This window comes from Paraclostridium bifermentans (genome assembly GCF_964259345.1).
Classification (GTDB): Bacteria; Bacillota; Clostridia; order Peptostreptococcales; family Peptostreptococcaceae; genus Paraclostridium; species Paraclostridium bifermentans_B.
The window spans coordinates 1-26,625 of record NZ_CAXVJR010000014.1 but is presented as its reverse complement, the minus strand read 5'-3'; the positions used below and the strand labels follow the sequence as shown (position 1 = coordinate 26,625).

The window sequence follows — 26,625 nt, the reverse complement described above, 5'->3', positions numbered from 1 at the left end:
ATACAAAGATATCAACATGTGTAAAAAATGTTAATATCTTTGTGTGTTTTTGTAGAATAATATGTATATATTTTTGGATAAAAAACATATGCACATTTAATTAAGAGTATATCCACATATGTATTGTGTATAATTTTACCCTTTTAAATCTAATATAATTTTATTTATTTTCTCTTTAAAATCTTCGTCATTTTCTATATCCTTAGATATTTTATCGTGGGCATGAATAACAGTTGTATGATCTCTTCCTCCGAATTCTTCACCTATTTTAGGAAGTGATAAATCTGTAAGTTCACGAGATAAATACATTGCTATTTGTCTTGGATAAGAAATTGATCTTGTTCTTTTCTTAGAATTGAAATCTTCCATTTTTACAGGAAAAATAGAAGCTACCTTTTCTTTTATTCTATTTACAGTAATTTCTTCATGTTTTGAAGTTGTTATAATATCTTTTAAGGCTTCAGAAGCTAATTCAAAAGATATAGTTCTATTAGTTAAAGAACTATATGCTACAACTCTAGTTAAAGCTCCTTCTAATTCCCTAATATTTGACTTTATGTTTTTTGCTATATAAACAGTAACCTCATTAGGAACATCTATATCTTCCATTTGAGCTTTTTTTCTAAGTATAGCCATTCTTGTTTCAAAGTCAGGAGCCTGAATATCTGTTATTAGACCCATTTCAAATCTTGAACGAAGTCTATCTTCTAAAGTAGGTATTTCTTTAGGCGGTCTATCACTAGAAATTATTATTTGCTTATTAGCCTCATGTAATGAGTTAAATGTATGGAAAAACTCTTCTTGGGTTCTTTCTTTCCCTGCTATAAACTGAATATCATCTATTAAAAGAACGTCTACATTTCTGTATTTATTCCTAAATTCTTCATTTCTATCATCTTTTATAGAGTTTATAAGCTCATTTGTAAATTTTTCAGATGATACATAAACTACTTTAGGATCTTTTTTTTGTTCCATTATATGGTGACCAATTGCATGCATAAGATGTGTTTTTCCAAGTCCTACTCCACCGTATAAAAATAATGGATTATAAGCTCTAGCAGGAGCTTCAGCAACAGCTACACAAGCTGCATGTGCAAAACGATTACTATTTCCTATGACAAATGTGTCGAAAGTGTATTTAGGATTTAGATTAGGATAATTTTTCTTAGATTTTTTATCTTCTTCTATAGTTTGGTCTTTATCTAAACCTTTAACTTCATTTTCACTTAAAACGAATTTGATGTCATATTTTTTTAAAGAAAGTTGATTTACAGAGCTTTCTATTAAAGTTAAGTATCTATCTTCTAGTATTCCTTTTGTAAAATCATTAGGAACTAAAAGGATGATAGTATTTGATTGTATTTGTAGTGGCTTTATTTGTTTAAAAAAAGCATTAAAACTTGGAGGTGATAATTCACCTTTGATAAGTTGTAATGTCTTATCCCATAAAGAAACTATATCCATAATTTAAACCTCCGAACGAAATAATTAACATTTTCCACAAAGTTATTAACAAATTTATGATTTATTTTAAAAATATAATTTTATGCAAAAAAAATATGGATAAATATGTGGATAATTTGTAAAAAATAAAAAAACGTGTATAATTTATAAAAAATATAAACAATATGTATATAAAGTTATAAATAATATTAATAATAACGAAAATATAGTTTATAACAAGATTATTATCTTTTACGTTGTAAGTTATGCACAATTTTATCCACAACTTGTGAATAAATTTTATATGTTAATAAGTTTTATGAACATTATCAACAAGTATATTAATAATATCAGAATATATGCTAAACTTCAATAATTTATGATGATTTTATCCACAAAATTAACCATATGTTGATAAAAAAGTTAACAAAATTAACGTATATATTAATTGTAGAAGTATTGATAAAACTAGGTCAAAAATACATTGACAAGCCGCTTAAAAGGATTTATAATTGTACGTGTTATGCTTACTTTGAGGGTAAAGTTATTATTTTTATAAACGGAAAAACAATCTTGAAAGGCGGTGCAAAAAATGAAAAGAACTTATCAGCCAAAGAAAAGACAAAGAAAGAAAGAACATGGATTTAGAAAGAGAATGAAAACTTCTAATGGAAAAAATGTTCTTAAGAGAAGAAGAGCTAAAGGAAGAAAGAGATTAACTCATTAATTTTTTTAAAAAAGGGCTGCTGAAAAGTGGCCTTTTTGTGTAAAAAATTATAAATTTTAAGCTGTGTTTTAGGAGGATTTAGTATGGATTTCAAGAATACTAAAGGTATAAGAAAAGACTCTGATTTTAGAAAAGTATACAAACACGGCAAATCTTTTGCAAATAAATACTTAGTAATGTATATACTGGATAATAAATCAGACTTTAATAGAGTAGGATTTTCTGTTTCTAAGAAAGTAGGGAAAGCTACTGTTAGAAATAAAGTAAGAAGAAGAATAAGAGAATGTTTTAGGTTAAACTGTGATGGGCATATAAAAGAAGGATATGATTTGGTGTTCATAGCTAGAGTAGCTAGTAAAGATACTGAGTATGAAGATATAGAGAAATCAGTTAAAAATTTAGTAAAAAAAGCTAAACTTAATGAACTTTAAAAGGATATGGGGGATAAAATTGAATAAACTGAAGCACTTACTTAAAACTATAAATCTATATTTGACTAAGGTTTGTATATATATAGTAAGGTTTTATCAAAAATACATATCTCCTTTAAAAGGACCTACATGTAGGTTTTATCCTACTTGCTCTCAGTATGCAATAGAAGCCTTAAAAAAATATGGTGCACTAAAAGGGTCTTATTTAGCTATAAGAAGAATATTAAAGTGTCACCCTTTCCATCCTGGAGGATATGATCCTCTAAAATAATTTTAAAAGTGAAAACAAAGACACTTTAGGAGGTACTAAAATTGAATTTAATTAGTAACTTATTAGGACAGGTTCTTAAGTTTATACTAGAATTTGCAAATAATTATGGTTTAGCAATCGTTTTATTCACTGTAGTTGTAAAGGTAGTATTATTACCACTAACTATAAAGCAAACGAAGTCTATGAAGGCTATGCAAGACATACAGCCTAAGATAAAAGAAATACAAGAAAAATATAAAAATAAACCGGAAAAACAAAATCAGGAAATAATGAAAGTATACCAAGAAGCTAAAGTAAATCCTATGGCAGGATGTTTACCATTATTAATACAATTTCCTATATTAATAGGTCTTTATAATGTATTAAGAAATCCAGTTGCATATGGTGTTTTCGCTAATGAAGCTGCTCAAAGAGCTGCGGATACAGGTTTTTTATGGATGCCTTCATTATCATCACCAGATAAAACATTAATAATAGCAATATTAGCAGGGGCTACAACATTTATAACTCAAATGTTAACTATACCTAAAGATCAACAACAAGGATCTATGAAGTTTATGACATATTTTATGTCAGCTATGATGGTATGGTGGGGTATAAGTTTCCCAGCAGGTCTTGCATTATACTGGACTGTAAGTAACTTATTCCAATTAGCTCAATATTACTTAATAATGAATCCATTAAAAGCTAAACTTGCTAATTCTGGGGAGGGTGTAGCAAATGAAACAAAGCCTAGAAATAAGAAGTAAAAATATTGATGAAGCAATATCAAAAGCTTTAGGACAGTTTAGCGTAGATAGAGATGACATTGAAATTGAAGTTATAAAAGAGCCAGTAAAAGGTTTCTTAGGTCTAATAGGAAATAAAGATGGCGTATACAAAGTAACTTTAAAAGAAAAAGAAGAATTGATAAAAGAAGAACTAATAGAAGTTGATATAAAGGTTGAAGAGCCAATTAAAAAGTCAACAGAAGTAGACATAGCTAAAGCATTTATACTAAACATAATAAATAACTTAAAAATAAAAGCTGATGTTGATGTAAAAAAAGAAAAGAATGTTATAAAAATTAACATTGTAGGAAAAGATGCAGCTTGTTTAATTGGAAGAAGAGGAGAGACGTTAGATTCTATTCAATTTTTAGCAGGTTTAGCATTAAACAAAGCAAATAAAGATTCTCATTGTAAAATTCTTGTGGATATAGAAAATTATAGATCTAAAAGGGAAGAATCTTTAATAAGATATGCCAATAAAGTAGCGAGAGAAGTTGCAAAAACAAGAAGAACTAAAAAGTTAGATTATATGAATCCATATGAGAGAAGAATTATTCACTCAACACTTCAAAATGATAAGTTTGTAAAAACTCATAGTGAAGGTGTCGATCCATATAGAAGACTTGTAATAGAATATAAAAAATAAAGGCATGCCTCCTAATATATAGGGGGTTTTATTTTTGAAAAAAATTATATATAATAGTTAGATTAAGGAAATAATTTAAAGTAGATAGACATACTTTGATATAGATATTATTAAATTAATTGCAATTTGTAAAAAAAAGACTAGATATTATTACAAAATAGGCCATAAAATGATAAAATATTACTTTGACTAGTTTGTATATAAAAATATTAGATAAAGAGGTGAGAGGGTTGTTTATAGATGATACTATAGCTGCGATAGCAACAGCTCCTGGTGAAGGTGGAATCGGAATAATAAGAATAAGTGGAGAAAAATCACTTCAAGTAGCAAATGATATATTCAAATCAGTATCAGGAAAAAAGATAGAAGAGTATAACACTAGAACTTTGGTATATGGGCATATAGCTGATGGAGATAAAATAATAGATGAAGTTTTAGTAGCTTACATGAAGGGACCAAATTCATATACTACAGAGGATGTTATAGAGATAAATTGTCACGGAGGATTTATTTCAGTAAAGAAAATATTGGAATTAGTTTTATCTAAAGATGTTAGATTAGCAGAGCAAGGTGAATTTACAAAAAGAGCTTTCTTAAATGGTAGAATAGACTTAGCACAAGCTGAAGCAATAATAGATGTTATAAATGCAAAAACTGATATGGCTCATACAGTAGCTCAATCTCAATTAGAAGGATCTTTATCTAAAAAAATAAAAGAGTTAAGATATAATATAACGGAAATGTTAGCTCAAATAACTGTTTCTATAGATTTTCCAGATGAAGACGTTGAACATATAACATATAATACTTTAAAAGAAAAATCATTAGAATTACAAAAAGAGATAAATAGACTATATGATACAGCTGAAAGTGGTAAAATACTTAGAGATGGATTAAAGACTGTAATAGTAGGTAAGCCAAATGTAGGTAAGTCATCATTATTAAATGCTGTATTAGGAGAAAATAGAGCGATAGTAACTGATATACCAGGAACAACTAGAGATGTAATAGAAGAGTTTGTAAACATAAAAGGTATACCTTTAAAAATAGTTGATACAGCTGGTATAAGAGAAACGGAAGATGTAGTTGAAAAAATAGGTGTTGAAAAATCAAAAGAATTCTTTAATACAGCTGATTTATCAATAATAGTGTTAGATTCTTCAAGAGAATTAGAATCAGAAGATGTTGAAATATTAGAATCTGTACAACCTAACAAGACTATAGTTTTATTAAATAAAACAGATTTAAATCAAGTTATAGATATAGAAAAAGTAAAAGAATATATAGATGAAAAAAATATAATAAATATATCAGCATTACAAAATGAGGGTATAGAAAAGATACATGATAAAATAGAAGATATGGTATTCTCAGGTACGATAAGAAATTCATCGGATTTAGTAGTAACAAACTCTAGACATAAAGATGCACTTTATAAAGCTAAGCAATCTATATCAGATGCTATAATGGCAATAGACTCATATATGCCATTAGACTTTATAGAAGTTGATTTCAAAAATATATGGGATTACCTAGGATATATAAATGGAGACACAGTAACGGAAGACTTACTAGATACAATATTTAGTAACTTCTGTATAGGAAAATAAATAGTATATGTTTTTCGTGAAACATAAGTATTTATTATGAAAGGAGAAAATATGTTAAATTTTGATGCAGGAAATTATGACGTTATAGTAGTTGGAGCAGGGCATGCAGGATGTGAAGCAGCATTAGCAACTGCAAGAATGGGTCATAAAACTTTAGTTATAACTCTTTCTTTAGATTCTATAGCACTATTACCATGTAACCCATCTATAGGAGGAACAGGTAAAGGACAATTAGTAAAAGAGATAGATGCTCTAGGCGGACAAATGGGTATTAATATAGATAAGACATTTATACAAAGTAGAATGTTAAACACAGCTAAAGGTCCAGCTGTACATTCTTTAAGAGCTCAAGCGGACAAGACAAGATATCATGAAGAGATGAAAAAGACTTTAGAAGATGAACCAAATATAGAGATAGTTATGGATGAAGTTGTAGATATACTAAGTGAAGGAAATGTTGTTACTGGAGTAGTTACAAAACTAGGATGTAAATACAATGCCAAAGCTGTTATATTAGCAACTGGAGTTTACTTAAACTCTAGAATATATATGGGTGAAGTTTCATTTAATGAAGGACCTAATGCCTTAGGGTATAGTAAATTCTTAACAGATAAATTAGTAGATTTAGGATTAAGAATGAGAAGATTCAAAACAGGAACGCCAGCTAGAATTCATAGAGACAGTATAGATTTTTCTGTTATGGATATACAAGAAGGAGACGAACGTATAACTCCATTCTCGTTCTTAAATGATGAATTAGATAGAAAACAAGAACCTTGTTACTTAACAAGAACAAATGTAGGGACACATGATATTATAAAGAAAAACTTAGGAAGATCTCCTATGTATGCAGGGGAAATAGAAAGTACAGGTGCTAGATACTGTCCATCTATAGAAGATAAAATCGTAAGATTTAGTGACAAAGAATCTCATCAAATTTTTATAGAACCAGAAGGAGAAAGTACAAAAGAAATGTACATTCAAGGTATATCAACAAGTTTACCTTATGAAGTACAAATACAAATGTACAAGAGTGTACAAGGTCTTGAAAATGCAAAAATAATGAGACCAGCTTATGCAATAGAATATGATTGTATAGACCCAACTCAATTAAAAATAACTCTTGAAATAAAAGGTGTGGAAAATCTATTTAGTGCAGGTCAATTTAATGGAACTTCAGGGTATGAAGAAGCTGCATCACAAGGTTTAATAGCAGGTATAAATGCAGCACTAAAGATACAAGGGAAAGAGCCATTTGTATTAGATAGATCAGAAGCATATATAGGTGTTTTAATAGATGACTTAGTTACAAAAGGAACTAATGAACCTTATAGAATGATGACATCTAGATGTGAGTATAGATTGTACTTAAGACAAGATAACTCAGATATGAGACTTACTCAAAAGGGATATGACATTGGTCTTGTAAAAGAAGATAGATATAATAAATATTTAGAGAAAAAAGAATTAATAGAGAAAGAGTTAGAAAGATTAAAAACTGATAGAGTTACTCCTAAAGAAATAAATCACTTATTAGAAGAAAAAGGAGCATCTCCAATAAAGGTTGGATATTCTTTATATGAATTCTTAAAGAGACCGGAAGTTGATTACGCTATGATAGAAGCAGCAGGTAAAGGTGCAGGAGAGAATGTACCATATGCTATAAAAGAACAATGTGTAATAATGACTAAATATGAGGGTTATATAGATAAGCAATTAAAGCAAATAGATCAATTTAAAAAGTTAGAGAATAAAAAGTTAAGCGAAGATATAAATTATTCATCTATAGATGGATTAAGAATAGAAGCAAGACAAAAACTAGATGCAATAAAGCCAATATCTATTGGACAAGCATCTCGTATATCTGGAGTATCTCCAGCAGATATATCAGTATTACTTATTTACCTTGAACAACAAAGAAGATCTAGAGGTGATAAGAATGAATAATGCAGAGATATTAAAAAAAGGAATAGAAGAATTAGGGATTAGTTGTACAGATAAAACTATAGATAAGTTTAGAGTATATAGAGAAATACTTGTTGAATGGAATCAAAAAATGAATTTAACAGGTATAGAAGAGGAAAAAGAAGTGTATATAAAGCACTTCTTAGACTCTGTAGCAGCAGTTAAAAATGGATATATAAAAGATGGAATGTCTATTATAGATGTTGGAACTGGTGCTGGTTTTCCAGGTTTACCTTTAAGAATATGTTTAGGAAATACAAAAGTTACTCTTTTAGACTCTTTAAATAAGAGAATAAATTTTTTAAGTGAAGTTTGTAAAAACATTGATATAGATGATATTGAACTAATACATGGTAGAGCTGAAGATTTCGGAAAAGATGAAAACTATAGAGAACAATATGATATAGCTACAGCTAGAGCAGTTGCAGGGTTACCTATTTTAATGGAGTTTTGTGTACCTTTTATAAAGGTAGGAGGATATTTTGTGTGCCTAAAAGGTCCAAATGCAGATACAGAACTTGAAGAGTCTAAGAAAGCAATGGAAGTATTAGGATTAGAGTTTGTTGAAAAGATAGATGTAGAACTACCAGAAATAGATTTAAAACATAATATAGTTGTCTTCAAAAAAGTAAATTCTACACCAGCAAAATATCCTAGAAAAGCTGGAAAACCAGTAAAAACCCCAATAAAGTAGAATTAAAATGTAATATTTCCGAAGAAATATTTCTAAAATATCAGTTAAAAAAAATATTTTAGAAGGAATATGTAAGTAAATGAAGAAATATTATACACATAAGTAAACAAGGTAATTTCGTGTTTTAAATATATTTAGTTTTGGATGAGAGAGGGATGTTATGGAAAATAAAAAAGTTATGGAGATACCTATAGACAATATAGTTCCAAATCCATACCAACCAAGAAGAGTATTTTCACAATCGGCATTAGAAGAATTAAGTGAATCTATAAAGGTATATGGTATATTACAGCCTATAACTGTTAGGATAAAAAATAATGATGAATATGAATTAATAGCAGGAGAAAGAAGGCTAAGAGCATCTAAGCTAGCTGGACTTGATACTATACCTGTTATAATAAATAATATGTCAGATGAATCTTCGGCAGTTCTAGCTTTACTGGAGAACTTACAAAGAGAAGATCTGAATTTTATAGAAGAAGCTATGGGCTATGAAAATTTAATAAAAGAGCATGGTTTTACACAACAACAACTTGCAGAAAAACTAGGAAAAAATCAATCTACAATAGCTAATAAAATTAGAATACTAAGATTACCTACAGATATAAAAATAAAGTTAGTAGAGAATAGCTTAACAGAAAGACATGCTAGAGCTTTATTAAAATTGCCAAGTGAAGAACTAATGAGAGAAGTTCTAGATAAGGTAATAAAAACAGATTTAAATGTTAAAAAAACAGAAAAGCTAATAGCAGATATACTAGAAGATCTTAAACAACCTAAAGGTAGTGAAGATAAGAAGCAAACAGTTAAAGGAATAATGGGAATGAGAATTTACCTTAATACTATAAAACAAGCTTACGAGGCTATAACTAATACAGGATTGGAAGCTAAGTATAAAGAAGTTGATAAAGGTGATCATATAGAGGTTGTTGTAAAGATTCCTAAAAAATAAAAGATTACTGCTTAGCAGTAATCTTTTTTTAAAAGCTTAAAGGGGGTAAGTCTTATGGGAAAAGTAGTAGCAGTTTTTAACCAAAAAGGTGGAGTTGGAAAAACAACTACAAATGTAAACTTGAGTGCAAGTATAGCAAAGATGGGTAAGAAAGTTTTAGTTTTAGATTTAGATCCACAAGGAAATTCTACGAGTGGATATGGCATAGAAAAAAATGAAGTTGAAAGTACTATTTATGAAGTTTTAATAAACAATGATGATATAGAAGAAGCAATAATTAAAACAGATTTTGAAAATATAGATATAGTTGCCTCAGCAACAGAATTAGCTGGAGCAGAAATAGAGTTTACGACAATCGAAGAAAGAGAATATATATTAAAAAAAGCATTGTCTAAAGTAAGAGATAAGTACGATTATATATTTATAGATTGTCCTCCTTCTTTAGGTATGTTAACTATTAACTGCCTTACTGCTGTTGATAGTGTTTTAATACCGATACAATGTGAATATTATGCATTAGAAGGTGTTAGCCAACTAATGGAAACTATATCGCTAATAAAAAGAAGTCTAAATCCTAACTTGGAAATACAAGGTGTAGTTTTAAGTATGTTTGATGGAAGAGCAAATCTATCTATACAAGTTGTAGAAGAAGTAAAAAAATATTTTAGAGGAAGTGTATATACTACACTAATACCTAGAAATGTAAGACTTGCAGAAGCGCCAAGTCATGGGAAACCTGTAATTTATTATGATGCGAGATGTAAAGGAGCTATAGCATATTTAGAACTAGCAGAAGAATTTATAGATTTAGAGGAGGATGTGATATAGAATGGAAAAAACTACGAGACGTTCAAATAGATTAGGAAAGGGATTAGGAGCTTTAATTCCAACAATAAAAGAAGAGATAGATTCAAAAGATATAGTTAATATAGATATAAATAAAATATACGCAAATCCAGACCAACCAAGAAAGGTTTTTGATATAGAAAAAATAGAGGTTTTATCAAATTCTATAAAGAATTATGGAGTTCTTCAACCAATTGTTGTAAAACCAGATGATTCTGGAAAATATATGATAATAGCAGGTGAAAGAAGATATAGAGCATCTAAAAAAGCTAAATTAAAAGAAATGCCAGCTGTTATAAAAGATATTCCAATGAAAGATTTAATGGAGATTGCTCTTATAGAAAACTTACAAAGAGAAGATTTAAATGCGATAGAAGAAGCAATTGCTTATAAAAGTCTTATAGATCATTACAGTGTTACACAAGAAGAAATATCTGAAGCTGTTGGTAAAAGCAGACCTCATATAACTAATACATTAAGACTTTTAAATCTAAATAAAGAGGTAATGGCTATGGTTGAAACTAATAGAATCACACCAGGTCATGGTAAAGCTCTTCTTAGAATTACAAATCATGAATTACAAGTTAAAGTTGCAAATAGAGTAATAGAAGAAGAATTATCTGTTAGAGATACTGAAAAAATAGCAAAGAAAATTTTAGAAGATGAAAATATAGATGAGCCTAAAAAAATAAAACAAAAGGATATATATATAGTAGATGTAGAAGAAAGATTAACAAATATATTTGGAACAAAAGTAAATATTTCAAAAGGGAAGAAAAAAGGAAAAATAGAAATTGAGTATTATAATGACGAAGACCTAAATAGTATAGTATCATTATTACTAGAAGGACAAGAAGCATAAGAGAGGGGACTTAATATGATTTATTTAGATAATGCAGCAACAACATTTCCAAAACCAAAACAAGTTTATGATGCTGTTTTAGATTGTATGGAAAACTATGGAGCGAATCCTGGTAGAGCTGGACATAAATTAGCTATGAGAGCAGGAAGAGAGATATATGATTGTAGAGAAAATATAGCAAAGCTTTTAAATATATCAAATCCAATGAATATAGTATTTACACACAACGCAACAGATTCTTTAAACTTAGCTATAAAAGGGGTTGTTAAATCGGGAGATCATATTATAACAACTAGTATAGAACATAACTCAGTAATAAGACCAATAAAAGCGCTAGAGGAAAAAGGAATAGAAAACACAATAGTTAAGTGTGATGAATATGGTCAATTAAACACTGAGGATATAAAAAAAGCAATAAAACCAAATACAAAGCTAATTGTTACTACACATGCATCTAATGTATGCGGAACTCTAGTTGATATAGAAACTGTAGGAAATATAGCAAAAGAAAATAATATATTATACTTAGTTGATGCATCACAAACACTAGGGGTTTATGATGTAGATGTTCAAAAAATTAATGTAGATATGGTAGCAGCACCAGGACACAAATGTCTATTAGGACCACAAGGAACAGGAATTCTTTATATAAGAGAAGGATTAGCCTTAGATATTCTTAAAGAAGGTGGGACAGGTAGTAATTCAGAAGAATTATTCCAACCAAATATGATGCCAGATAGATATGAGTCAGGGACTCATAATACTCCAGGAATAGCAGGATTAAATGCAGGAGTTAACTTTGTAATAGAAACTGGAATAGATAAAATAAGAAAGCATGAAGAAGAATTATGTTCATACATGCTAGAGAGATTATCAGAAGTTCCTAATATAAAAATATATGGACCTTTAGACAGTAAAAAAAGAGCAGCAGTTATATCTGTAAATATAGGAAATATAGATTCAGGTGAAGTAACATTTATGTTAGATGATGTTTATGGAATAGCAACTAGATCTGGAATACATTGCTCACCATTAGCGCATGAAACACTGGGGACTCTTATACAAGGAACTATAAGATTTAGTTTTGGATACTTTAACACAAAAGAAGAAGTAGATAAATCAATAGAAGCTTTAAAAGAAATAGAAAAAGAACTTAATATATAATAATAAAGTCTGTCTTAGAATATAGGATGAAAATATAATTATTATCATCTGTATATTTTAGACAGACTTTTTTACGTTTAAGCAATTTATGATTAACGAATATTTGTGGATAAATTATGAAGTATAGCAATCTCAAAATCTGGTGGGAGTAAAAAATGACATTTTGAGCAACAGACGGAGTTGTTGGCGATATAAAGTGGTTCACACACGTAGTGGCTCGAGCGAAGCGAATTTTTAGTTAAATTTTATTTTAATGAAATTATATTGAATTAAATATGTCAAAAAATAACAAAATTTATAAAAATATAAAATATATTATATATAAAATAAATAAATTAGTGTATTTATGATAAATATAAGTTATAATTTTATTATAAGAAAATGTTTTCTAGGGGGGACAGGCATGGAAATTCTAAGCTTAGGAGAGAAAATTAAGAAATTAAGAAAAGAAAAAAACCTAACGTTAAAAGAATTAGCAGGAGAAAGGATAACTGCAGCACAGATAAGTCATATAGAAAGAGATAAGTCACACACTAGTTATGAATTATTAGAATATCTAGCAAATTGTCTAGAAGTAAGTGTAGATTATTTACTAGAAACAAAAGAAATGCAAGCTAAAAAATTAACGGATAATTTAATAATACAAAGTGAAATTTATATAAAGTGCAAGGAATTAGAGAAAGCTAAAAATGAAATAAATAAGGTTATGGTAATATGTACAGATTATCAGCTTATAGATAATTATGGGAAGTGCAACTTACTGCTTGCAACTATAAACTTAAAACAAAAAGATTATAATGCAGCTATAATTAATTTTGAAAAATCATTATATTTTTTCATACAAAATAATGATAAAGAAAATATAGCTAAATGTTATATAAATATAGGTAAGATATATATGGAAGAGAATTTCCATAAAGGAGCATTAAGCAATTTTAAATTTGCAGAAGACATATTAGAAGAAAATAAATTAAATGATGTAAATTTAAAGAAAGATTTATATAGTAATATATCATTTTGCTATACTCAACTGAATAAAGCTGATGAAGCTTTAGATTATATAGAAAAAATAAAAGGGTTGGATATAGCAATAAATTCAAAAGAAGAAGCAGACTTAATAGTATCTAAAGCTAATAAATTAATGAGTATAGGAAAATACGAAGAAGCTAAACATCAATTTAAAGCAGCATTAGAAATATTGGATAAAGAAGATAATAAAACAGAACTAGCTAATGTATACCTTAGAGTTTCTGATGTATATGAAAAAATAGGAGATTGTGATAGGGCTTTAGACTACTCTAAAAAAGCATATGATATAAAAAAATATGATGAAGATGAATGTACTTTTGATGTAATTATAAAAATAATTCAATCGTATATAAAATTAGATAACTATGAAGAGGCAAGAAAATATTCTAAATTAGCATTAGCAAATTCTATAAAGAGTAAGAATAAGTATTTTGAATATCAAGCTCTTAAATATTATTCTCAAATATATAAACAAGAAAATGATAATAAATTAGCAATAGAGTACTTATTAAAATGTATAAATATAATTAAAGAATTAGAGGATAGGAAAACTCTTGCAGATTTATATATAGAATTAGGACAATTATACTCAGATATATCGAAAGAAAAAGAGTTAGAATATTATCAAAAAGGTGTAGGATTATATAAAAATTTAGAAATAATATAAAAAGAAAAGACTCCTTAAAAGGAGTCTTTTCTTTTTATATAGAAAGTATTATCAGTACAAAGTTATTGGGGGGGAGTTATATGAAGAATAAATTTATAATTATAGCTATAATATTACTTTTACTATTAGTAAATCCTAAAACTATCAGGATTTTTAGTGAAAGTATAAGAAAAGATTCTATAGAAGTAGATATTATGAAAAGTATTGATATAGACAGAAATATCAAGTACACAGAGCATGATAACAATTTGGTTTATTATAATGAAGACTATTTGAAAAGTATAAACACAAAACTGGAAGAAATATTTAAAATAAAATTTAATTCAAATAAAATAAATTTAGAGAGTAATAGATTTCTAGATGTACTAGATAAAGAAAATAATATAATATACAGTATAGATGACAAAGGAAGTGTAGTTAGTAAAAAAAAGGTACATAAAGATGGAATAATGTATAAAAGTATAGATAATGAATCATACTTATATACTTATAAAAAAGATGATAAAAATATAACAAATATATACAATAATGAACTAAACTTAGTAAAGAGTATTACACTTAAAGGTCTAGCAACAGATATAGATTATTCAAAGGATTATATATATATTACGACAATTAACATAGATAATAAAATGAATAGTATGATTTACAGATATGATTATAATGGAAATTTAAAAGGAGAGAAACAAATAGAAAATTCAATTTTGTTAGACTGTATTTTAAAGGACGAAAACATATATTTAATTGAAAAAAATAAAGTTAGTATAGTTGATAAAGACATGAAAATAAAGAACGAGTTTAAAGTAAATGATATAAAAAGTTACAGTAATTTATTAAAAGATAGTATTTATATTTTAGAAGAAAATGGAAGTATAAAACTTATCAATGATTCTAAAATAGAGGATATAAAATTTAAAGAAGATAATCTAGATGGAATAGTAAATATACATAACGGCGTAATAGGATATGTTGATAATAAAATTATAGATAAAAAAGGAATAGAACTAAGGAAATTTGAAGAGGATATTAAAAATATAGAAATAATTAAAGAAGATATGTTTGTAGTAGAACTAGAAAACTCTATTAAAATAATTAAGATAAAATAAATTATAGGAAAGCTATATAAAATTAATATATCATATAGAAATAATCTATAACAAAATACATTTAACTATGTTAAAATTAAGGAAGTATCATGTTAAGGAGATGAGTATATATGAGAATAGAGCTAGATGCTAGGGGATTAGCATGTCCTAAGCCAGTTATAAATACTAAAAAAGAGCTAGATAATATAGAACAAGGGGTAGTAGTAGTAACTGTAGATAATGAAATAGCAAAAGAGAACTTAATGAAGTTAGCTAAATCAATGAATTATGAATCTAATGTTTTAAAAACAGAAAAAGATTTAATTTGTATAGAGATTATAAAAGGCGAAAATGTTATAATAGAAGAAAAATCACAGGAGTCTTTATCAGATACATGTATATTTATAAATTCAGATAAAATGGGAAATGGAAATGATGAATTAGGTACTGTTCTTATGAAAGGATATATATATACTTTAACAGAGAGTAAGCCATATCCAAAAAGTATATTATTTGTTAATAGTGCAGTAAAATTAACTACTGAAAATGAAGCAACAGTAGAAAATTTAAAAATATTACAAGATGCAGGAGTAGAAATATTATCTTGTGGTACATGCTTAGACTATTATGGATTAAAGGAAGACTTAAAAGTTGGAACTGTTACAAATATGTATACGATAGTAGAAACTATGAATAATTCATCAAAGACTATATCTATATAGAAAATAAAGACTACATGATTAAATTTGTGTAGTCTTTTATTTTATGAATGAAAGTAAAATATAAAGACAGAGAAAGGAAAATAAACGATGAACGAAATGTATATAGTAGCATTCAACTCAACACACCATGCAATAAGAACAGATAAGGTATTAAATGAAAAAAATCTTAAGGTTACAACTTTACCAACACCTAGAGAAATAAGCTCAAGCTGTGGGATATCTGTTAGATTCTTAAAGGATGATATGGATACAGTAGTAGAATCACTAGAAGAAAATGATATTTTATACCATGGAATATTTAAGGTTTCAAGAGTAAGCGGAGGACAAAAAGAAATTGAAAAATTAAGATAGGAGTGATGTAAATGCCAATGAAATTAAACGTTGGGGATATTGTAGAATTAAAAAAACAACATCCTTGCGGATGTAAAGATTTTGAGATAACAAGAGCGGGAATGGACTTTAAAATCAAGTGTTTAAAGTGTGAAAGAATAGTCTTATTAGATAGAGAAACTTTAGAAAAAAGAATAAAAAAAGTAAAAAACTTGTAAAAAACCGTTTTCTTTTGCTATAATTAAATTGGGAAAACATTTTACCAAGGGGGAGACTTAATTATGGCTATCAAATTTGCAAAGAGAATGGATGGATTAAAAGGATCTGAAATTCGTGAACTTTTAAAGTTAACAGAAAAACCAGAAGTAATATCTTTTGCAGGTGGACTTCCTGCTCCAGAGTTATTTCCAGTAGAAGAAATGAAGGAAATATCAAGATTAGTACTAGAGGAATCAGGTAGAGCAGCGCTTCAATACACAACTACTGAAGGTTTTGCACCACTAAGAGAGCAAATAGCTGAAAGAATGAATAGAAAGCTAAAAACTAATGTCTCAAAAGATGATTTATTAATAACAAGTGGATCTCAACAAGGACTAGATTTTGCAGGAAAGATCTTCTTAAATGAAGGCGATGTAGTTTTAGTAGAGAGTCCATCTTACTTAGGAGCATTAAATGCATTTAAAGCATATTGTCCTGAGTTCATAGAAGTTCCAACTGACAAAGATGGAATGATAATAGAAGAATTAGAAAAAATATTAGAAACAACTGAAAATGTAAAAATGATATATGTTATACCGGATTTCCAAAATCCAACAGGAAAAACTTGGACTATGGAAAGACGTGAAAAGTTCATGGATGTTGTAAACAAATTTGAAATACCAGTTGTAGAGGACAATCCATATGGGGAATTAAGATTTGAAGGTGAGATATTACCATCTTTAAAATCAATGGATGAAAAAGGACTAGTTATATTCTTAGGTTCTTTCTCAAAAATATTCTGCCCAGGATATAGAATAGGTTGGGTTTGTGCATCACCAGAAATATTATCTAAGTTTATATTTGTTAAACAAGGGGCAGATTTACAAGCATCTACAATATCTCAAAGAGAGGTAAGTAAGTTTATAGATGTTTATGATTTAGATGCACATGTTGAAAAGATAAAAACAGTTTACAAAAAGCGTAGAGATTTAATGCTAGAAACAATAAAAGAAAACTTCCCAGAGGGTATAGAATATACATACCCAGAAGGTGGATTGTTTACATGGGTAGATCTACCTAAACATCTAGATGCTAGAAAAATAATGGAAAAATGTTTAGAAAAAGATGTAGCTTATGTTCCAGGAGGATCATTCTTCCCTAATGGAGGTAAGGAAAATACATTTAGATTAAATTACTCTAACATGCCAGATGAAAAGATAGTAGAAGGTGTTAAGAGACTATCTGAAGCATTAAAGGATGCTCTTAAAGAAGAAGCAAATGCATAAAATGTTTAAATAAAAAAGAGTGGCTAACGCCACTCTTTTTTTAGGGGAGATTGGGATGAAATATATTTAAGTTATGGGGGCTATAGTAAGTATAATTAACAAAATATAAAAAAATATACTTACTTTAAGCTAAATTAACTGTTTATAAATAATAATAATAGTCGAGAATAAAATTAAATTGACAAGTTATTTTATAAGTGATAAAATGTGTAAAGTATGAGATTTTAATCTCATTTCTCTGCTCTGCGTAGCAGAGCCGTAAGTCCAAAGGGAGGTGAATTGTGTGAAGAATTATGAATTAGTTTTCGTAGTAAAGCCTAATGCAGATGAAGAAACTAGAGAAGCTGTATTAAACAAGGTTAAAGAAGTTATAGCTACTGAAGGTGAAGTTGAGAAGGTAGATGTTTGGGGTACTAAGAAATTAGCATACCCAATAGCTAAGTTCACTGAAGGTTACTATGTATTAGTTAACTTTAAATCTGCTGTTGAAGTTCCTAAGGAAATAGACAGAAACTTAAAGATAAACGAAAACGTAATAAGACATATGATAGTTGTTGCTTAATAACTACTATATAGATATTACGTAAAATAGGCGGTGTTTAAATGAATCATGTTGTATTAGTGGGAAGATTAACAAAGGATCCTGAGTTAAGATATATCCCAGGAACAGGAACAGCCGTTGCAACATTTACTATTGCCATTGATAGAGATTATGCTAAAAAAGATGGTAGTAGAGAGACTGATTTTATACCGGTTGAAGTTATGGGAAAACCTGCTGAATTTTGTGCAAACTATATATCGAAAGGTAGATTAGTTGCTATACAAGGTTCTATAAGAGTAGACAATTACCAAAATCAATCAGGAGAAAGAAGAACTTTCACTAAGGTGAGTGCTCGAAATATACAAGCCTTAGATAGTAATAAAAATAGATCGGATAGTCCATATCCAAACCAAAATCAAAATCAAGGTTTTGAACCGAGTTTCGAACCTAGCTTTGAGCCAACAGGATTAGATCCTCAAGGTTTCCAAGCTATAGATGATGATGATATACCATTCTAAAAAAGGAGGGAAAACTACTATGATGAACAAAAAGAGACGTAAGAAAAAGAGAGTTTGTCAATTCTGTGCTGATAAAAACGCTAAGATAGACTACAAAAACACTCAAAGATTACAAAAATACGTAACTGAAAGAGGTAAAATATTACCTAGAAGAATAGCTGGTACTTGTGCTAAGCATCAAAGAGAATTAACAGTTGCTATAAAGAGAGCTAGAAACTTAGCTTTATTACCATATACATTAGACTAAGAAAAGGACGAGCCTTATGGCTCGTTTTTTTATTGGTTAAAACTACTATGATTTATGATATAATGTTTATATATTAAGGAGGGGGGAAATTTTGAGACTAGATAAAAACTCAGAAATAACTAAAAATATAAAGATAATTGAATGGATGAAAACAGAGTTAATTATTAGCTTAGGGGATTTATTTAATCTTCTATTTAAAGGAACTAGACCGGTTGATCAGATATTACAAGATACTTTAGCTAATATAGTTATGGTTACATATTTATTATCAAAAAGGCTTGGAATTAGTTTTAAAGAAATAGATTATAAAATAAAGGAAAAGATAAAAGAAGGAATAGAGGAAGATCATAGTGTAGAGAGATGGTATGGAGATTTATCTAATCTTAAAAATTATTTAGATAATAGGGAGTGATATTAAATTGAATGATAGAACTAAATTAACTCAAGCGGCAATAATATCAGCAATAGCAATAGTTATTTGTCTTGCAGCAGTATATGTTCCGTTTTTAGGGTTATTAGCGTTTATTATTCCTGTTCCATATGCGATAATATCAACAATGACAGGGCATAAATACGCATTAATATCAGCTATATCCTCTTTTTTTATATTAATGTTTACTGTAGATGTTTTATATGCTTTGAATATAGTTATAATGAGCATATTACCAGGTATAGCAATAGGATATAAAATTAGTAAAGATAGTAAAACAGAAAGTGATAGTATGAATTTTACTCCTATATATTTTGGGACAATAGCTTTTATACTTTCAACAATAGTGTTTTTTGTAATGGCTAAGGTATTACTTAATATGGACTTATTAAGCCAAATTTTAGCACTTATGAAGACTACATTAGAAGCTCAATTTACTATTATGGAAAGTGCAAATTTAATGCCTAAAGGCGAAATTAAGCCAGAAGATATAGTTAATCTTGTACAAAATATAACACCAACTATGCTATTTTTATATAGCATAATTGCATCATTAATAACATATTATGTAGAAGCGTTCATTTTAAAAAGAGTTAGGAAAATAAGTTATAACTTACCGAAGTTTTCTGATTTTTATTTACCAGGAAATGCTATAATAACATCTCTATTATTATATTTATTAATAATGGGATTAGAGATGTTAAAAATAGGACTATATACAGAGATTATAATGATAAATTTACAATTTATATTTAGCATAATGTTCTTATTACAAGGAATTGCTGTATCTGTATACTTTATAAAAGAATGGAAAAAGAAATCTCCAGGTAAGGTGATATTTGCAGTTATAGCTGTATTTTTACTATCGGGAACTATGATTTTAAGCTTTGTAGGGATGCTAGATAGTGCAATTGACTTTAGGAAGGTAAGAAACTACAAATCCACTTAGGAGGGTAGAAATGTTTGATAAGTCGACCTTTAAATTTAATATGCCAGAAACAAATGCATATATAGTGGTAATTGGAATTCTTAGTCTTATGATGATGTATTTTAATATATATATAGGAACTGCAGTATTTATCCTATTTGTATATATTGTTTTTCACAACTGGAGAATCAGAGATATAAGGAGACAAGAATGGAATAAGTATATTCAAGATTTAGCTGTAGATATTGATGAAGTTACTAAAAAAGCTATCTTAAATATGCCAATGCCTTTATGCATATTAGAATTTGATGGTAGTATTACATGGTATAACACTAGATTCTATGAGATGACAGAAAAAGAAGATACCTTGGGTATGAATATAGAAACTCTTGTTAAAAATATAGACTTAAGAAAAGTTTTAAATGAAAATAAAGAGTTATATACAGATATAACATATAAAGATAGACAATATACCATAGTTTATAATGTTATAAAAAGTGATCAAGAAGATAAGGCTAAGTATTTAATGATGTTATATTGGATAGATAAAACAGAATACTTAGATTTAAAAAACAAATATGATGAAGAAAAGAATGTAATCGCTACTATACAAGTAGATGGATATGAAGAAGTATTACAGAGTGCTCCAGAAGAAAGAAGACCTCTAATTAATGTTGAGATTGATAAAATACTTTCATCATTAGGAACAGGGTGTAATGGAGCTTTAGAAAAAGTATCTAAGGATAAGTATTTCTTAGTGCTTAGTAAAAATGAACTTGATAAGTTAGAAGCAGATAAATTCTCTATTTTAGATAAGATAAGAGAAATTGATCAAGAAAATAATTTACCTGTAACTATAAGTATGGGTATAGGAATAGAAGGTAAAACAATTAATGATAACTTTAAACTAGCAAAAGGAGCATTAGACTTAGCTTTAGGAAGAGGTGGAGATCAAGCCGTAATAAAAACTAAAGATAAATCTATTTTCTACGGAGGAAAGTCTAAGGCTGTAGAGAAAAAGACAAAAGTTAAATCAAGACTTATAGGTCATGCTCTTAGAGAAATAATACTAGAAAGTAAAGATATATATATAATGGGTCATAAATATCCTGATATGGATGCTATGGGAGCTGCAGTAGGTATTTATGATATATGTAAATCTTGTAATAAAAGTGCAAATATTGTATTAAATAGTACTAATGATTCTATAGATGAATTTATAGGTAGATTAAAATCATCTGATTATTATTCAAATATATTTGTTTCTAGGGATGAAGCTATTAAAAATTGTGCTAAAGATACACTAGTAATAGTAGTTGATACACATAGACCAAACTTTACAGAATGCCCTGATTTACTAGCAATATCAGATAAAGTAGTTGTAATAGACCATCATAGAAGAGGAGTAGAATTTATAAATGATACTGTTCTTTTATTCCATGAAACTTATGTATCGTCTACTTGTGAGATGGTAACAGAATTAGTTCAATATATGGAAGATGATGTGAAAATAAATAAACTTACGGCTGAAGGGCTATTAGCAGGAATAAGTTTAGATACTAAAAACTTTGCTTTTAAAACAGGAGTTAGAACATTTGAAGCTGCTTCTTACCTGAAAAAAGCAGGAGCAGATACAATTGAAGTTAAAAAGTTATTTAATTCTAATTTAAAAGACTTTATTGCTAAAGCTGAGATAATGCAGAGCACTAAAGTTATAAATAATAAGATTTGTTTAGCTTATTGTAAAGCAGATATAAATAACATAAATGTAGTTGTAGCTCAAGCAGCAGATGAACTTTTAAGCATAAAAGATGTAGAAGCATCATTTGTTTTAGGTAAAACAAAAGGTGGGACTATATTTATAAGCGCAAGATCATTAGGATCTATAAACGTACATGTTTTAATGGAAAAACTAGGTGGCGGAGGCCATATTGATATAGCAGGAGCTCAACTTGAAAATGTATCTTTAGAAGAAGGATATAAGATGGTATCAGACATCATAAAACAGTATCTAGAGGAGGAAGAAGAGTAATGAAAGTTATATTATTAAAAGATATAAAAGGAACAGGGAAAAAAGGAGATGTAAAAGAAGTTAGTGATGGATATGCTAGAAACTTTTTATTCCCTAAAAAATTAGCAGTTCAAGCAGGAAACACTGAATTAAAAGAGTTAAAAGAAAAACAAACATCTCAACAAATAAAAGAGCAAAAAGAATATGAAGCAGCAGTTGAATTAGGAAAGAAAATGGAAGAAATGAATGTAACTATATATTCTAAAGCTGGAGAAGGTGGAAGATTATTTGGTTCAATAACTTCTAAGGATATAGCTGCTCAAATAAAGAAAGAACATGGAATAGAAGTTGATAAAAGAAAAGTAATATTAGATGAGCCTATAAGAGTTTTAGGTTCAAGATTTGTTGAAATAAAAATACATCAAAAAGTAGTAACTAAAATGAGAGTTGATGTAAAGGAAAAACAATAAAGATAAACACTAGAGGTGAGAAATATGGAGGATGTAGGTAGAATTCCTCCACATAGTGTGGAGTCTGAGCAGTCTATATTAGGGTCTATACTATTAGATAAAGATGCAATAATTACTGTTACAGAAACTATTCAGCCTGAAGATTTTTATAAGGAAGCTCATAAAATTATTTATGAGTGTATGATGAAATTAAATAATAAAAGTGAGCCTATAGATTTAATAACACTTACAGAAGAGTTGAAAAAACAAGGCCATTTAGAAGATGTTGGAGGAATAAGCTATATAACTAGTTTATCAACAATAGTACCGACAACTTCTAACGTAAAGTATTATGCAGATATAGTAAAAGAAAAATCAGTTTTAAGAAAACTGATAAAAGTATCTAATGATATATTGAACTTAGGATATGATAGTTCTATAAAAGTAGAAGATATTCTAGAAAAAGCAGAAAAGCAGATATTTGATATATCACAAGAAAAATCTAGTGAAGATTTTAAATCTATAAATTCAGTTCTTATGGATGCATACGATATGATAGAAAAGTTATATACTAACAAAGAAGATATAACAGGTATAACTACTGGATTTGAAGATTTAAATAATAAAACTAATGGTTTACAAAGAACAGACTTAATACTTATAGCGGCAAGACCAGCTATGGGTAAGACTGCTTTTTCATTAAACTTAGTACAAAATGCAGCACTTAAAGGTGATGCATCAGTAGCAGTATTTAGTTTAGAGATGTCTAAAGAGCAGTTAGTCCAACGTATGTTAGCTGCACAATCTCATGTGGAGCTAAAGAAAATAAAGAATGGAAGTTTAGATGAAAATGATTGGCCTAGAATAATAGATGCTATGTCAGTTTTATCTAATGCTAATATATACATAGATGATACTCCTGGAATAAAAATTGGTGAGTTAAGATCTAAATGTAGAAAATTAAAAATTGAAAAAGGTTTAGATTTAATACTGATAGACTACCTTCAACTTATGGAAGGTGACGGTGGTAATGAAAGTAGACAACAAGAGATATCAAAAATATCTAGATCTTTAAAGATAATAGCTAAGGAATTAAATTGTCCTGTAATAGCATTATCACAGTTATCTCGTGCTCCTGAACAAAGAGCAGATCATAGACCTATGTTATCGGATTTAAGAGAATCTGGAGCAATAGAGCAAGATGCAGATATAGTAATGTTCTTATATAGAGATGAATATTACCATCCAGACTCTGAAAGAAAGAATATAGGTGAGATTATTATAGCTAAGAACAGACATGGTGAAACTGGATCTGTTGAATTAGTATGGTTAGGTGAGATACAAAAATTTGCTAATAAAGCTAGAGAAATGTAATAAAAAAAATCCACATGTTGATAATTTTTGTAATTATATCATGTGGATTTTTTGTTAATAATTTGAAAATTCTTAATTGTAAAAACGATATCCACAATATCCACAGGTCGATTGTTGATAAGTGTGGATATTGTGATTTTTTAGAAAATAAAAAAACAAGCTTTCGTAGCTTGCTTTCTTATTTGTTAGTATAAATTATTATTTAACGGGGGAGAAAAATGATAAATATAATATATATATATCCAAATATAAAGTTTATAAACAATGAAATTAATATATGTAGAATAATTGATGAAAAAATAAAAGAAACGTTAGTTATATTTGGACTTAAAGAAGATAATAATTTAAATATATACATTACAAACACAATGACAGGAGATAATAAGTTAATAAAGGAAATTAATGATATTAGTAAATTTATTAAACTAATACAGTCAAATGAATCCGAAATAAAAAACTGTGAAGACTTATTTGAAGTAGAAAAATACATACTAAATAAAATAGCTGAGTAAAAAGGTTTTGAAAATAAAGCGAATGTTTGGTAAAATAAAAAGGTAAGTGTTCGAATAAAAAAATAGAGGTGAGTTAATATGAAAACTGTTGCTATAGTAGGCTCTCAATGGGGAGACGAAGGAAAAGGTAAAGTTATAGACTATTTAGCTACACAAGCTGATGTAGTAGTAAGAGGACAAGGTGGAAACAATGCAGGGCATACATTAGTTGTTGATGGAAAAAAATATGCACTACACCTAATACCATCAGGAGTTTTAAATCCAGAAACTATAAATGTTATAGGAAATGGTATAGTATTTGATCCAAAAGGATTCTTAGATGAGTTAGCTAAGCTTAACGCAGATAATATAGATACTAAAAATATAAAAATAAGTGATAGAGCACACGTTATATTCCCATATCACAAAGAATTAGATGCTTTAGCTGAGGAAGCTAGAGGAGATAACAAAATAGGTACTACTAAAAAAGGTATAGGACCTTGTTATATGGATAAAACAGAGAGATCTGGAATAAGAATATGTGACTTAATGGACAAAGATATATTTGCTAAAAAATTAAAAGCTCAAATTGATGATAAAAATAAATTAGTTAAGAATATATATGGAGCTGAAGAGTTTGACTTTGATGCTATATACAATGAGTACTTAGGATATGCAGAGCAAATAAGACCATATGTAGATGATACTTCAGTTATAGTATACGATGCTATAAAAGCAGGAAAGAAAGTTTTATTTGAAGGAGCTCAAGGTACATTACTAGATTTAGACTTAGGTACGTACCCATACGTAACTTCATCTCATCCTACATCAGGAGGATTCTCTATAGGAGCTGGTATAGGACCTAACATGATAAAGGACGTTGTAGGTATAGTTAAATCATATACTACAAGAGTTGGAGAAGGACCATTTGTTACTGAGTTACATGATGAAACAGGTGATAGAATAAGAACTCAAGGTAGAGAGTTCGGAACAACTACAGGTAGAGCTAGAAGATGTGGATGGTTTGATGCTGTAATAGTAAGATATGCTGCTAGAGTTAATGGATTAACTAGTATATCTTTAATGTTACTAGATGTTTTAACTGGATTTGATACAGTTAAGATATGTACATCTTACAAAATGGGAGATAAAATATTAAAAGAATTCCCAGCATCATTAGAAGATTTAGCTAAGTGTGAGCCTATATATGAAGAGTTAGAAGGTTGGACAGAAGATTTAACAGGAATGGAAACTTACGAAGAGTTTCCAGAAAACGCTAAGAAATATATAGCTAAGATAGAAGAATTAGTTGGTGTTAGTGTAGATATGGTTTCTGTTGGACCAAACAGAGCTCAAACTATAGTAAGAAAGAATATGTTTTAATTTGATATATAAGTAAGTAGCTAATAATTTTATTAGCTACTTTTTTACGTTTAAGGAATTTATGTTTACCGAATATCTGTTAATAACTTATAAAATAGAGTTATATCAATACTTTGTTGAAAGTAAAAAGGACACTTTTGAGCAACTGACGAAGTCGTTGGAGACAGGAGCGAAACGACTTTTTTATTTAATTAAATATTATATTTTACTAATCAAAGGTATAAAAATAAAAAATATTTTTAAGAGATTATAAAAAATTTTTATTTTAAATTTAAAATAAAAATAATAAATTTTAGAAAAAAATGTACAAATTATATTAGAAATAAAGTGCTTAAACCATTGAAAAATAGGGTATTTATACAATTTAGTTAAAAAAATAAAAAAATTTAACAAAAAGTGTTGACGAAAGTTAATAAAGCTAATATAATAATATTTGTTGGAACGGCGAACGAAAAAAGTCGAAACAACATCTCAGCATAAGATGATCCATTAGCTCAGTCGGTAGAGCACCTGACTTTTAATCAGGGTGTCCCGCGTTCGAGTCGCGGATGGATC

29 protein-coding genes and 1 tRNA gene are annotated in these 26,625 nt (G+C 28.3%); 29 read left to right on the top strand and 1 reads right to left on the bottom strand.

From position 1 onward, the window contains the following. Positions 1–135: 135 nt before the first annotated feature. Positions 136–1,464 (bottom strand): chromosomal replication initiator protein DnaA, encoded by a 1,329-nt coding sequence (gene dnaA, locus ACEXNK_RS17135; protein WP_373600168.1) that lies wholly within the window; start codon positions 1,462–1,464, stop codon positions 136–138. A 571-nt stretch (positions 1,465–2,035) separates the two neighbouring features. Here dnaA and rpmH point away from each other — a divergent pair. The 29 genes from rpmH to ACEXNK_RS16990 all read left to right on the top strand — a co-directional run bounded on the left by rpmH (position 2,036) and on the right by ACEXNK_RS16990 (position 26,625). Then, complete coding sequence (rpmH, locus tag ACEXNK_RS17130; protein WP_021428024.1) at positions 2,036–2,170, top strand: 50S ribosomal protein L34; 135 nt, start codon at positions 2,036–2,038, stop codon at positions 2,168–2,170. Positions 2,171–2,253: 83 nt separating this feature from the next. Continuing rightward, entirely contained in the window at positions 2,254–2,601 is a 348-nt protein-coding gene (gene rnpA / locus ACEXNK_RS17125) for a ribonuclease P protein component (protein ID WP_373600167.1), read from the top strand. A gap of 28 nt (positions 2,602–2,629) precedes the next feature. Next, positions 2,630–2,872: a membrane protein insertion efficiency factor YidD gene (gene yidD / locus ACEXNK_RS17120; RefSeq protein ID WP_373600180.1), complete on the top strand. Its 243-nt coding sequence runs from the start codon at positions 2,630–2,632 to the stop codon at positions 2,870–2,872. Between the two features lie 41 nt (positions 2,873–2,913). Continuing rightward, entirely contained in the window at positions 2,914–3,621 is a 708-nt protein-coding gene (locus tag ACEXNK_RS17115; protein WP_373600166.1) for a YidC/Oxa1 family membrane protein insertase, read from the top strand. Next, entirely contained in the window at positions 3,593–4,288 is a 696-nt protein-coding gene (gene jag / locus ACEXNK_RS17110) for an RNA-binding cell elongation regulator Jag/EloR (protein ID WP_373600165.1), read from the top strand. The genes ACEXNK_RS17115 and jag overlap by 29 nt, the downstream gene beginning before the upstream one ends. A gap of 230 nt (positions 4,289–4,518) precedes the next feature. After that, entirely contained in the window at positions 4,519–5,898 is a 1,380-nt protein-coding gene (gene mnmE, locus ACEXNK_RS17105) for a tRNA uridine-5-carboxymethylaminomethyl(34) synthesis GTPase MnmE (RefSeq protein ID WP_373600164.1), read from the top strand. A gap of 51 nt (positions 5,899–5,949) precedes the next feature. After that, positions 5,950–7,845, top strand: a complete 1,896-nt coding sequence (gene mnmG, locus ACEXNK_RS17100; RefSeq protein ID WP_373600163.1) for a tRNA uridine-5-carboxymethylaminomethyl(34) synthesis enzyme MnmG — start codon at positions 5,950–5,952, stop codon at positions 7,843–7,845. Next, positions 7,838–8,557, top strand: coding sequence for a 16S rRNA (guanine(527)-N(7))-methyltransferase RsmG (gene rsmG, locus ACEXNK_RS17095; RefSeq protein ID WP_373600162.1), 720 nt, complete (start codon positions 7,838–7,840; stop codon positions 8,555–8,557). The genes mnmG and rsmG overlap by 8 nt, the downstream gene beginning before the upstream one ends. A 160-nt stretch (positions 8,558–8,717) precedes the next feature. Then, positions 8,718–9,509, top strand: a complete 792-nt coding sequence (noc, locus tag ACEXNK_RS17090) for a nucleoid occlusion protein (protein ID WP_373600161.1) — start codon at positions 8,718–8,720, stop codon at positions 9,507–9,509. A 54-nt stretch (positions 9,510–9,563) separates the two neighbouring features. After that, the gene (locus tag ACEXNK_RS17085; protein ID WP_373600160.1) at positions 9,564–10,337 is read left to right on the top strand and encodes a ParA family protein; all 774 of its coding nucleotides are present in this window, start codon (positions 9,564–9,566) and stop codon (positions 10,335–10,337) included. 1 nt (position 10,338) lies between these two features. Next, on the top strand, positions 10,339–11,217 hold the full coding sequence (locus ACEXNK_RS17080) for a ParB/RepB/Spo0J family partition protein (RefSeq protein WP_373600159.1): 879 nt from the start codon (positions 10,339–10,341) through the stop codon (positions 11,215–11,217). 15 nt (positions 11,218–11,232) lie between these two features. Continuing rightward, the gene (locus ACEXNK_RS17075; protein ID WP_373600158.1) at positions 11,233–12,381 is read left to right on the top strand and encodes an aminotransferase class V-fold PLP-dependent enzyme; all 1,149 of its coding nucleotides are present in this window, start codon (positions 11,233–11,235) and stop codon (positions 12,379–12,381) included. A gap of 403 nt (positions 12,382–12,784) precedes the next feature. Further along, the gene (locus ACEXNK_RS17070) at positions 12,785–14,077 is read left to right on the top strand and encodes a helix-turn-helix domain-containing protein (protein ID WP_373600157.1); all 1,293 of its coding nucleotides are present in this window, start codon (positions 12,785–12,787) and stop codon (positions 14,075–14,077) included. Positions 14,078–14,157: 80 nt separating this feature from the next. Further along, positions 14,158–15,183: a hypothetical protein gene (locus tag ACEXNK_RS17065; protein ID WP_373600156.1), complete on the top strand. Its 1,026-nt coding sequence runs from the start codon at positions 14,158–14,160 to the stop codon at positions 15,181–15,183. A gap of 110 nt (positions 15,184–15,293) precedes the next feature. Continuing rightward, positions 15,294–15,884 (top strand): sulfurtransferase-like selenium metabolism protein YedF, encoded by a 591-nt coding sequence (gene yedF, locus ACEXNK_RS17060; RefSeq protein ID WP_373600155.1) that lies wholly within the window; start codon positions 15,294–15,296, stop codon positions 15,882–15,884. A gap of 87 nt (positions 15,885–15,971) precedes the next feature. Further along, a complete protein-coding gene (locus tag ACEXNK_RS17055; RefSeq protein WP_373600154.1) occupies positions 15,972–16,235 on the top strand; it encodes a DUF3343 domain-containing protein in 264 nt (87 codons plus the stop codon). Positions 16,236–16,246: 11 nt separating this feature from the next. Continuing rightward, positions 16,247–16,432 carry a DUF951 domain-containing protein gene (locus tag ACEXNK_RS17050; protein ID WP_373600153.1) on the top strand — a complete coding sequence of 62 codons (186 nt, stop codon included), beginning with the start codon at positions 16,247–16,249 and terminating at the stop codon, positions 16,430–16,432. Between the two features lie 63 nt (positions 16,433–16,495). Next, entirely contained in the window at positions 16,496–17,698 is a 1,203-nt protein-coding gene (locus ACEXNK_RS17045; protein WP_373600152.1) for an aminotransferase-like domain-containing protein, read from the top strand. 283 nt (positions 17,699–17,981) lie between these two features. Further along, a complete protein-coding gene (gene rpsF / locus ACEXNK_RS17040) occupies positions 17,982–18,260 on the top strand; it encodes a 30S ribosomal protein S6 (RefSeq protein WP_373600151.1) in 279 nt (92 codons plus the stop codon). A gap of 41 nt (positions 18,261–18,301) precedes the next feature. Beyond that, positions 18,302–18,757 carry a single-stranded DNA-binding protein gene (locus ACEXNK_RS17035; protein ID WP_373600150.1) on the top strand — a complete coding sequence of 152 codons (456 nt, stop codon included), beginning with the start codon at positions 18,302–18,304 and terminating at the stop codon, positions 18,755–18,757. 19 nt (positions 18,758–18,776) lie between these two features. After that, a complete protein-coding gene (gene rpsR / locus ACEXNK_RS17030; RefSeq protein ID WP_373600149.1) occupies positions 18,777–19,004 on the top strand; it encodes a 30S ribosomal protein S18 in 228 nt (75 codons plus the stop codon). Between the two features lie 91 nt (positions 19,005–19,095). After that, positions 19,096–19,416, top strand: coding sequence for a MazG-like family protein (locus ACEXNK_RS17025; protein ID WP_373600148.1), 321 nt, complete (start codon positions 19,096–19,098; stop codon positions 19,414–19,416). Between the two features lie 7 nt (positions 19,417–19,423). Next, entirely contained in the window at positions 19,424–20,383 is a 960-nt protein-coding gene (locus ACEXNK_RS17020) for a YybS family protein (RefSeq protein ID WP_373600147.1), read from the top strand. Between the two features lie 10 nt (positions 20,384–20,393). Further along, the gene (locus tag ACEXNK_RS17015) at positions 20,394–22,394 is read left to right on the top strand and encodes a DHH family phosphoesterase (protein ID WP_373600146.1); all 2,001 of its coding nucleotides are present in this window, start codon (positions 20,394–20,396) and stop codon (positions 22,392–22,394) included. Then, a complete protein-coding gene (rplI, locus tag ACEXNK_RS17010) occupies positions 22,394–22,843 on the top strand; it encodes a 50S ribosomal protein L9 (RefSeq protein ID WP_373600145.1) in 450 nt (149 codons plus the stop codon). Before ACEXNK_RS17015 ends, rplI begins: the two co-directional genes overlap by 1 nt. Positions 22,844–22,867: 24 nt before the next feature. Further along, positions 22,868–24,196, top strand: coding sequence for a replicative DNA helicase (gene dnaB / locus ACEXNK_RS17005; RefSeq protein WP_373600144.1), 1,329 nt, complete (start codon positions 22,868–22,870; stop codon positions 24,194–24,196). Positions 24,197–24,414: 218 nt separating this feature from the next. Next, positions 24,415–24,708 carry a hypothetical protein gene (locus ACEXNK_RS17000; protein ID WP_373600143.1) on the top strand — a complete coding sequence of 98 codons (294 nt, stop codon included), beginning with the start codon at positions 24,415–24,417 and terminating at the stop codon, positions 24,706–24,708. 78 nt (positions 24,709–24,786) lie between these two features. After that, entirely contained in the window at positions 24,787–26,070 is a 1,284-nt protein-coding gene (locus ACEXNK_RS16995; RefSeq protein WP_373600142.1) for an adenylosuccinate synthase, read from the top strand. A gap of 483 nt (positions 26,071–26,553) precedes the next feature. Continuing rightward, positions 26,554–26,625 (top strand) — tRNA-Lys (locus ACEXNK_RS16990).

Excerpts from the sequence above, each read along its gene's own strand:
- dnaA (WP_373600168.1), bottom strand. The coding sequence starts at position 1,464 with ATGGATATAGTTTCTTTATGGGATAAGACATTACAACTTATCAAAGGT.
- rpmH (WP_021428024.1), top strand. The coding sequence starts at position 2,036 with ATGAAAAGAACTTATCAGCCAAAGAAAAGACAAAGAAAGAAAGAACAT.
- rnpA (WP_373600167.1), top strand. The coding sequence starts at position 2,254 with ATGGATTTCAAGAATACTAAAGGTATAAGAAAAGACTCTGATTTTAGA.
- jag (WP_373600165.1), top strand. The coding sequence starts at position 3,593 with ATGAAACAAAGCCTAGAAATAAGAAGTAAAAATATTGATGAAGCAATA.
- mnmG (WP_373600163.1), top strand. The coding sequence starts at position 5,950 with ATGTTAAATTTTGATGCAGGAAATTATGACGTTATAGTAGTTGGAGCA.
- rsmG (WP_373600162.1), top strand. The coding sequence starts at position 7,838 with ATGAATAATGCAGAGATATTAAAAAAAGGAATAGAAGAATTAGGGATT.
- noc (WP_373600161.1), top strand. The coding sequence starts at position 8,718 with ATGGAAAATAAAAAAGTTATGGAGATACCTATAGACAATATAGTTCCA.
- ACEXNK_RS17085 (WP_373600160.1), top strand. The coding sequence starts at position 9,564 with ATGGGAAAAGTAGTAGCAGTTTTTAACCAAAAAGGTGGAGTTGGAAAA.
- ACEXNK_RS17080 (WP_373600159.1), top strand. The coding sequence starts at position 10,339 with ATGGAAAAAACTACGAGACGTTCAAATAGATTAGGAAAGGGATTAGGA.
- ACEXNK_RS17075 (WP_373600158.1), top strand. The coding sequence starts at position 11,233 with ATGATTTATTTAGATAATGCAGCAACAACATTTCCAAAACCAAAACAA.
- ACEXNK_RS17070 (WP_373600157.1), top strand. The coding sequence starts at position 12,785 with ATGGAAATTCTAAGCTTAGGAGAGAAAATTAAGAAATTAAGAAAAGAA.
- ACEXNK_RS17065 (WP_373600156.1), top strand. The coding sequence starts at position 14,158 with ATGAAGAATAAATTTATAATTATAGCTATAATATTACTTTTACTATTA.
- yedF (WP_373600155.1), top strand. The coding sequence starts at position 15,294 with ATGAGAATAGAGCTAGATGCTAGGGGATTAGCATGTCCTAAGCCAGTT.
- ACEXNK_RS17055 (WP_373600154.1), top strand. The coding sequence starts at position 15,972 with ATGAACGAAATGTATATAGTAGCATTCAACTCAACACACCATGCAATA.
- ACEXNK_RS17050 (WP_373600153.1), top strand. The coding sequence starts at position 16,247 with ATGCCAATGAAATTAAACGTTGGGGATATTGTAGAATTAAAAAAACAA.
- ACEXNK_RS17045 (WP_373600152.1), top strand. The coding sequence starts at position 16,496 with ATGGCTATCAAATTTGCAAAGAGAATGGATGGATTAAAAGGATCTGAA.
- ACEXNK_RS17035 (WP_373600150.1), top strand. The coding sequence starts at position 18,302 with ATGAATCATGTTGTATTAGTGGGAAGATTAACAAAGGATCCTGAGTTA.
- rpsR (WP_373600149.1), top strand. The coding sequence starts at position 18,777 with ATGATGAACAAAAAGAGACGTAAGAAAAAGAGAGTTTGTCAATTCTGT.
- ACEXNK_RS17015 (WP_373600146.1), top strand. The coding sequence starts at position 20,394 with ATGTTTGATAAGTCGACCTTTAAATTTAATATGCCAGAAACAAATGCA.
- rplI (WP_373600145.1), top strand. The coding sequence starts at position 22,394 with ATGAAAGTTATATTATTAAAAGATATAAAAGGAACAGGGAAAAAAGGA.
- dnaB (WP_373600144.1), top strand. The coding sequence starts at position 22,868 with ATGGAGGATGTAGGTAGAATTCCTCCACATAGTGTGGAGTCTGAGCAG.
- ACEXNK_RS17000 (WP_373600143.1), top strand. The coding sequence starts at position 24,415 with ATGATAAATATAATATATATATATCCAAATATAAAGTTTATAAACAAT.
- ACEXNK_RS16995 (WP_373600142.1), top strand. The coding sequence starts at position 24,787 with ATGAAAACTGTTGCTATAGTAGGCTCTCAATGGGGAGACGAAGGAAAA.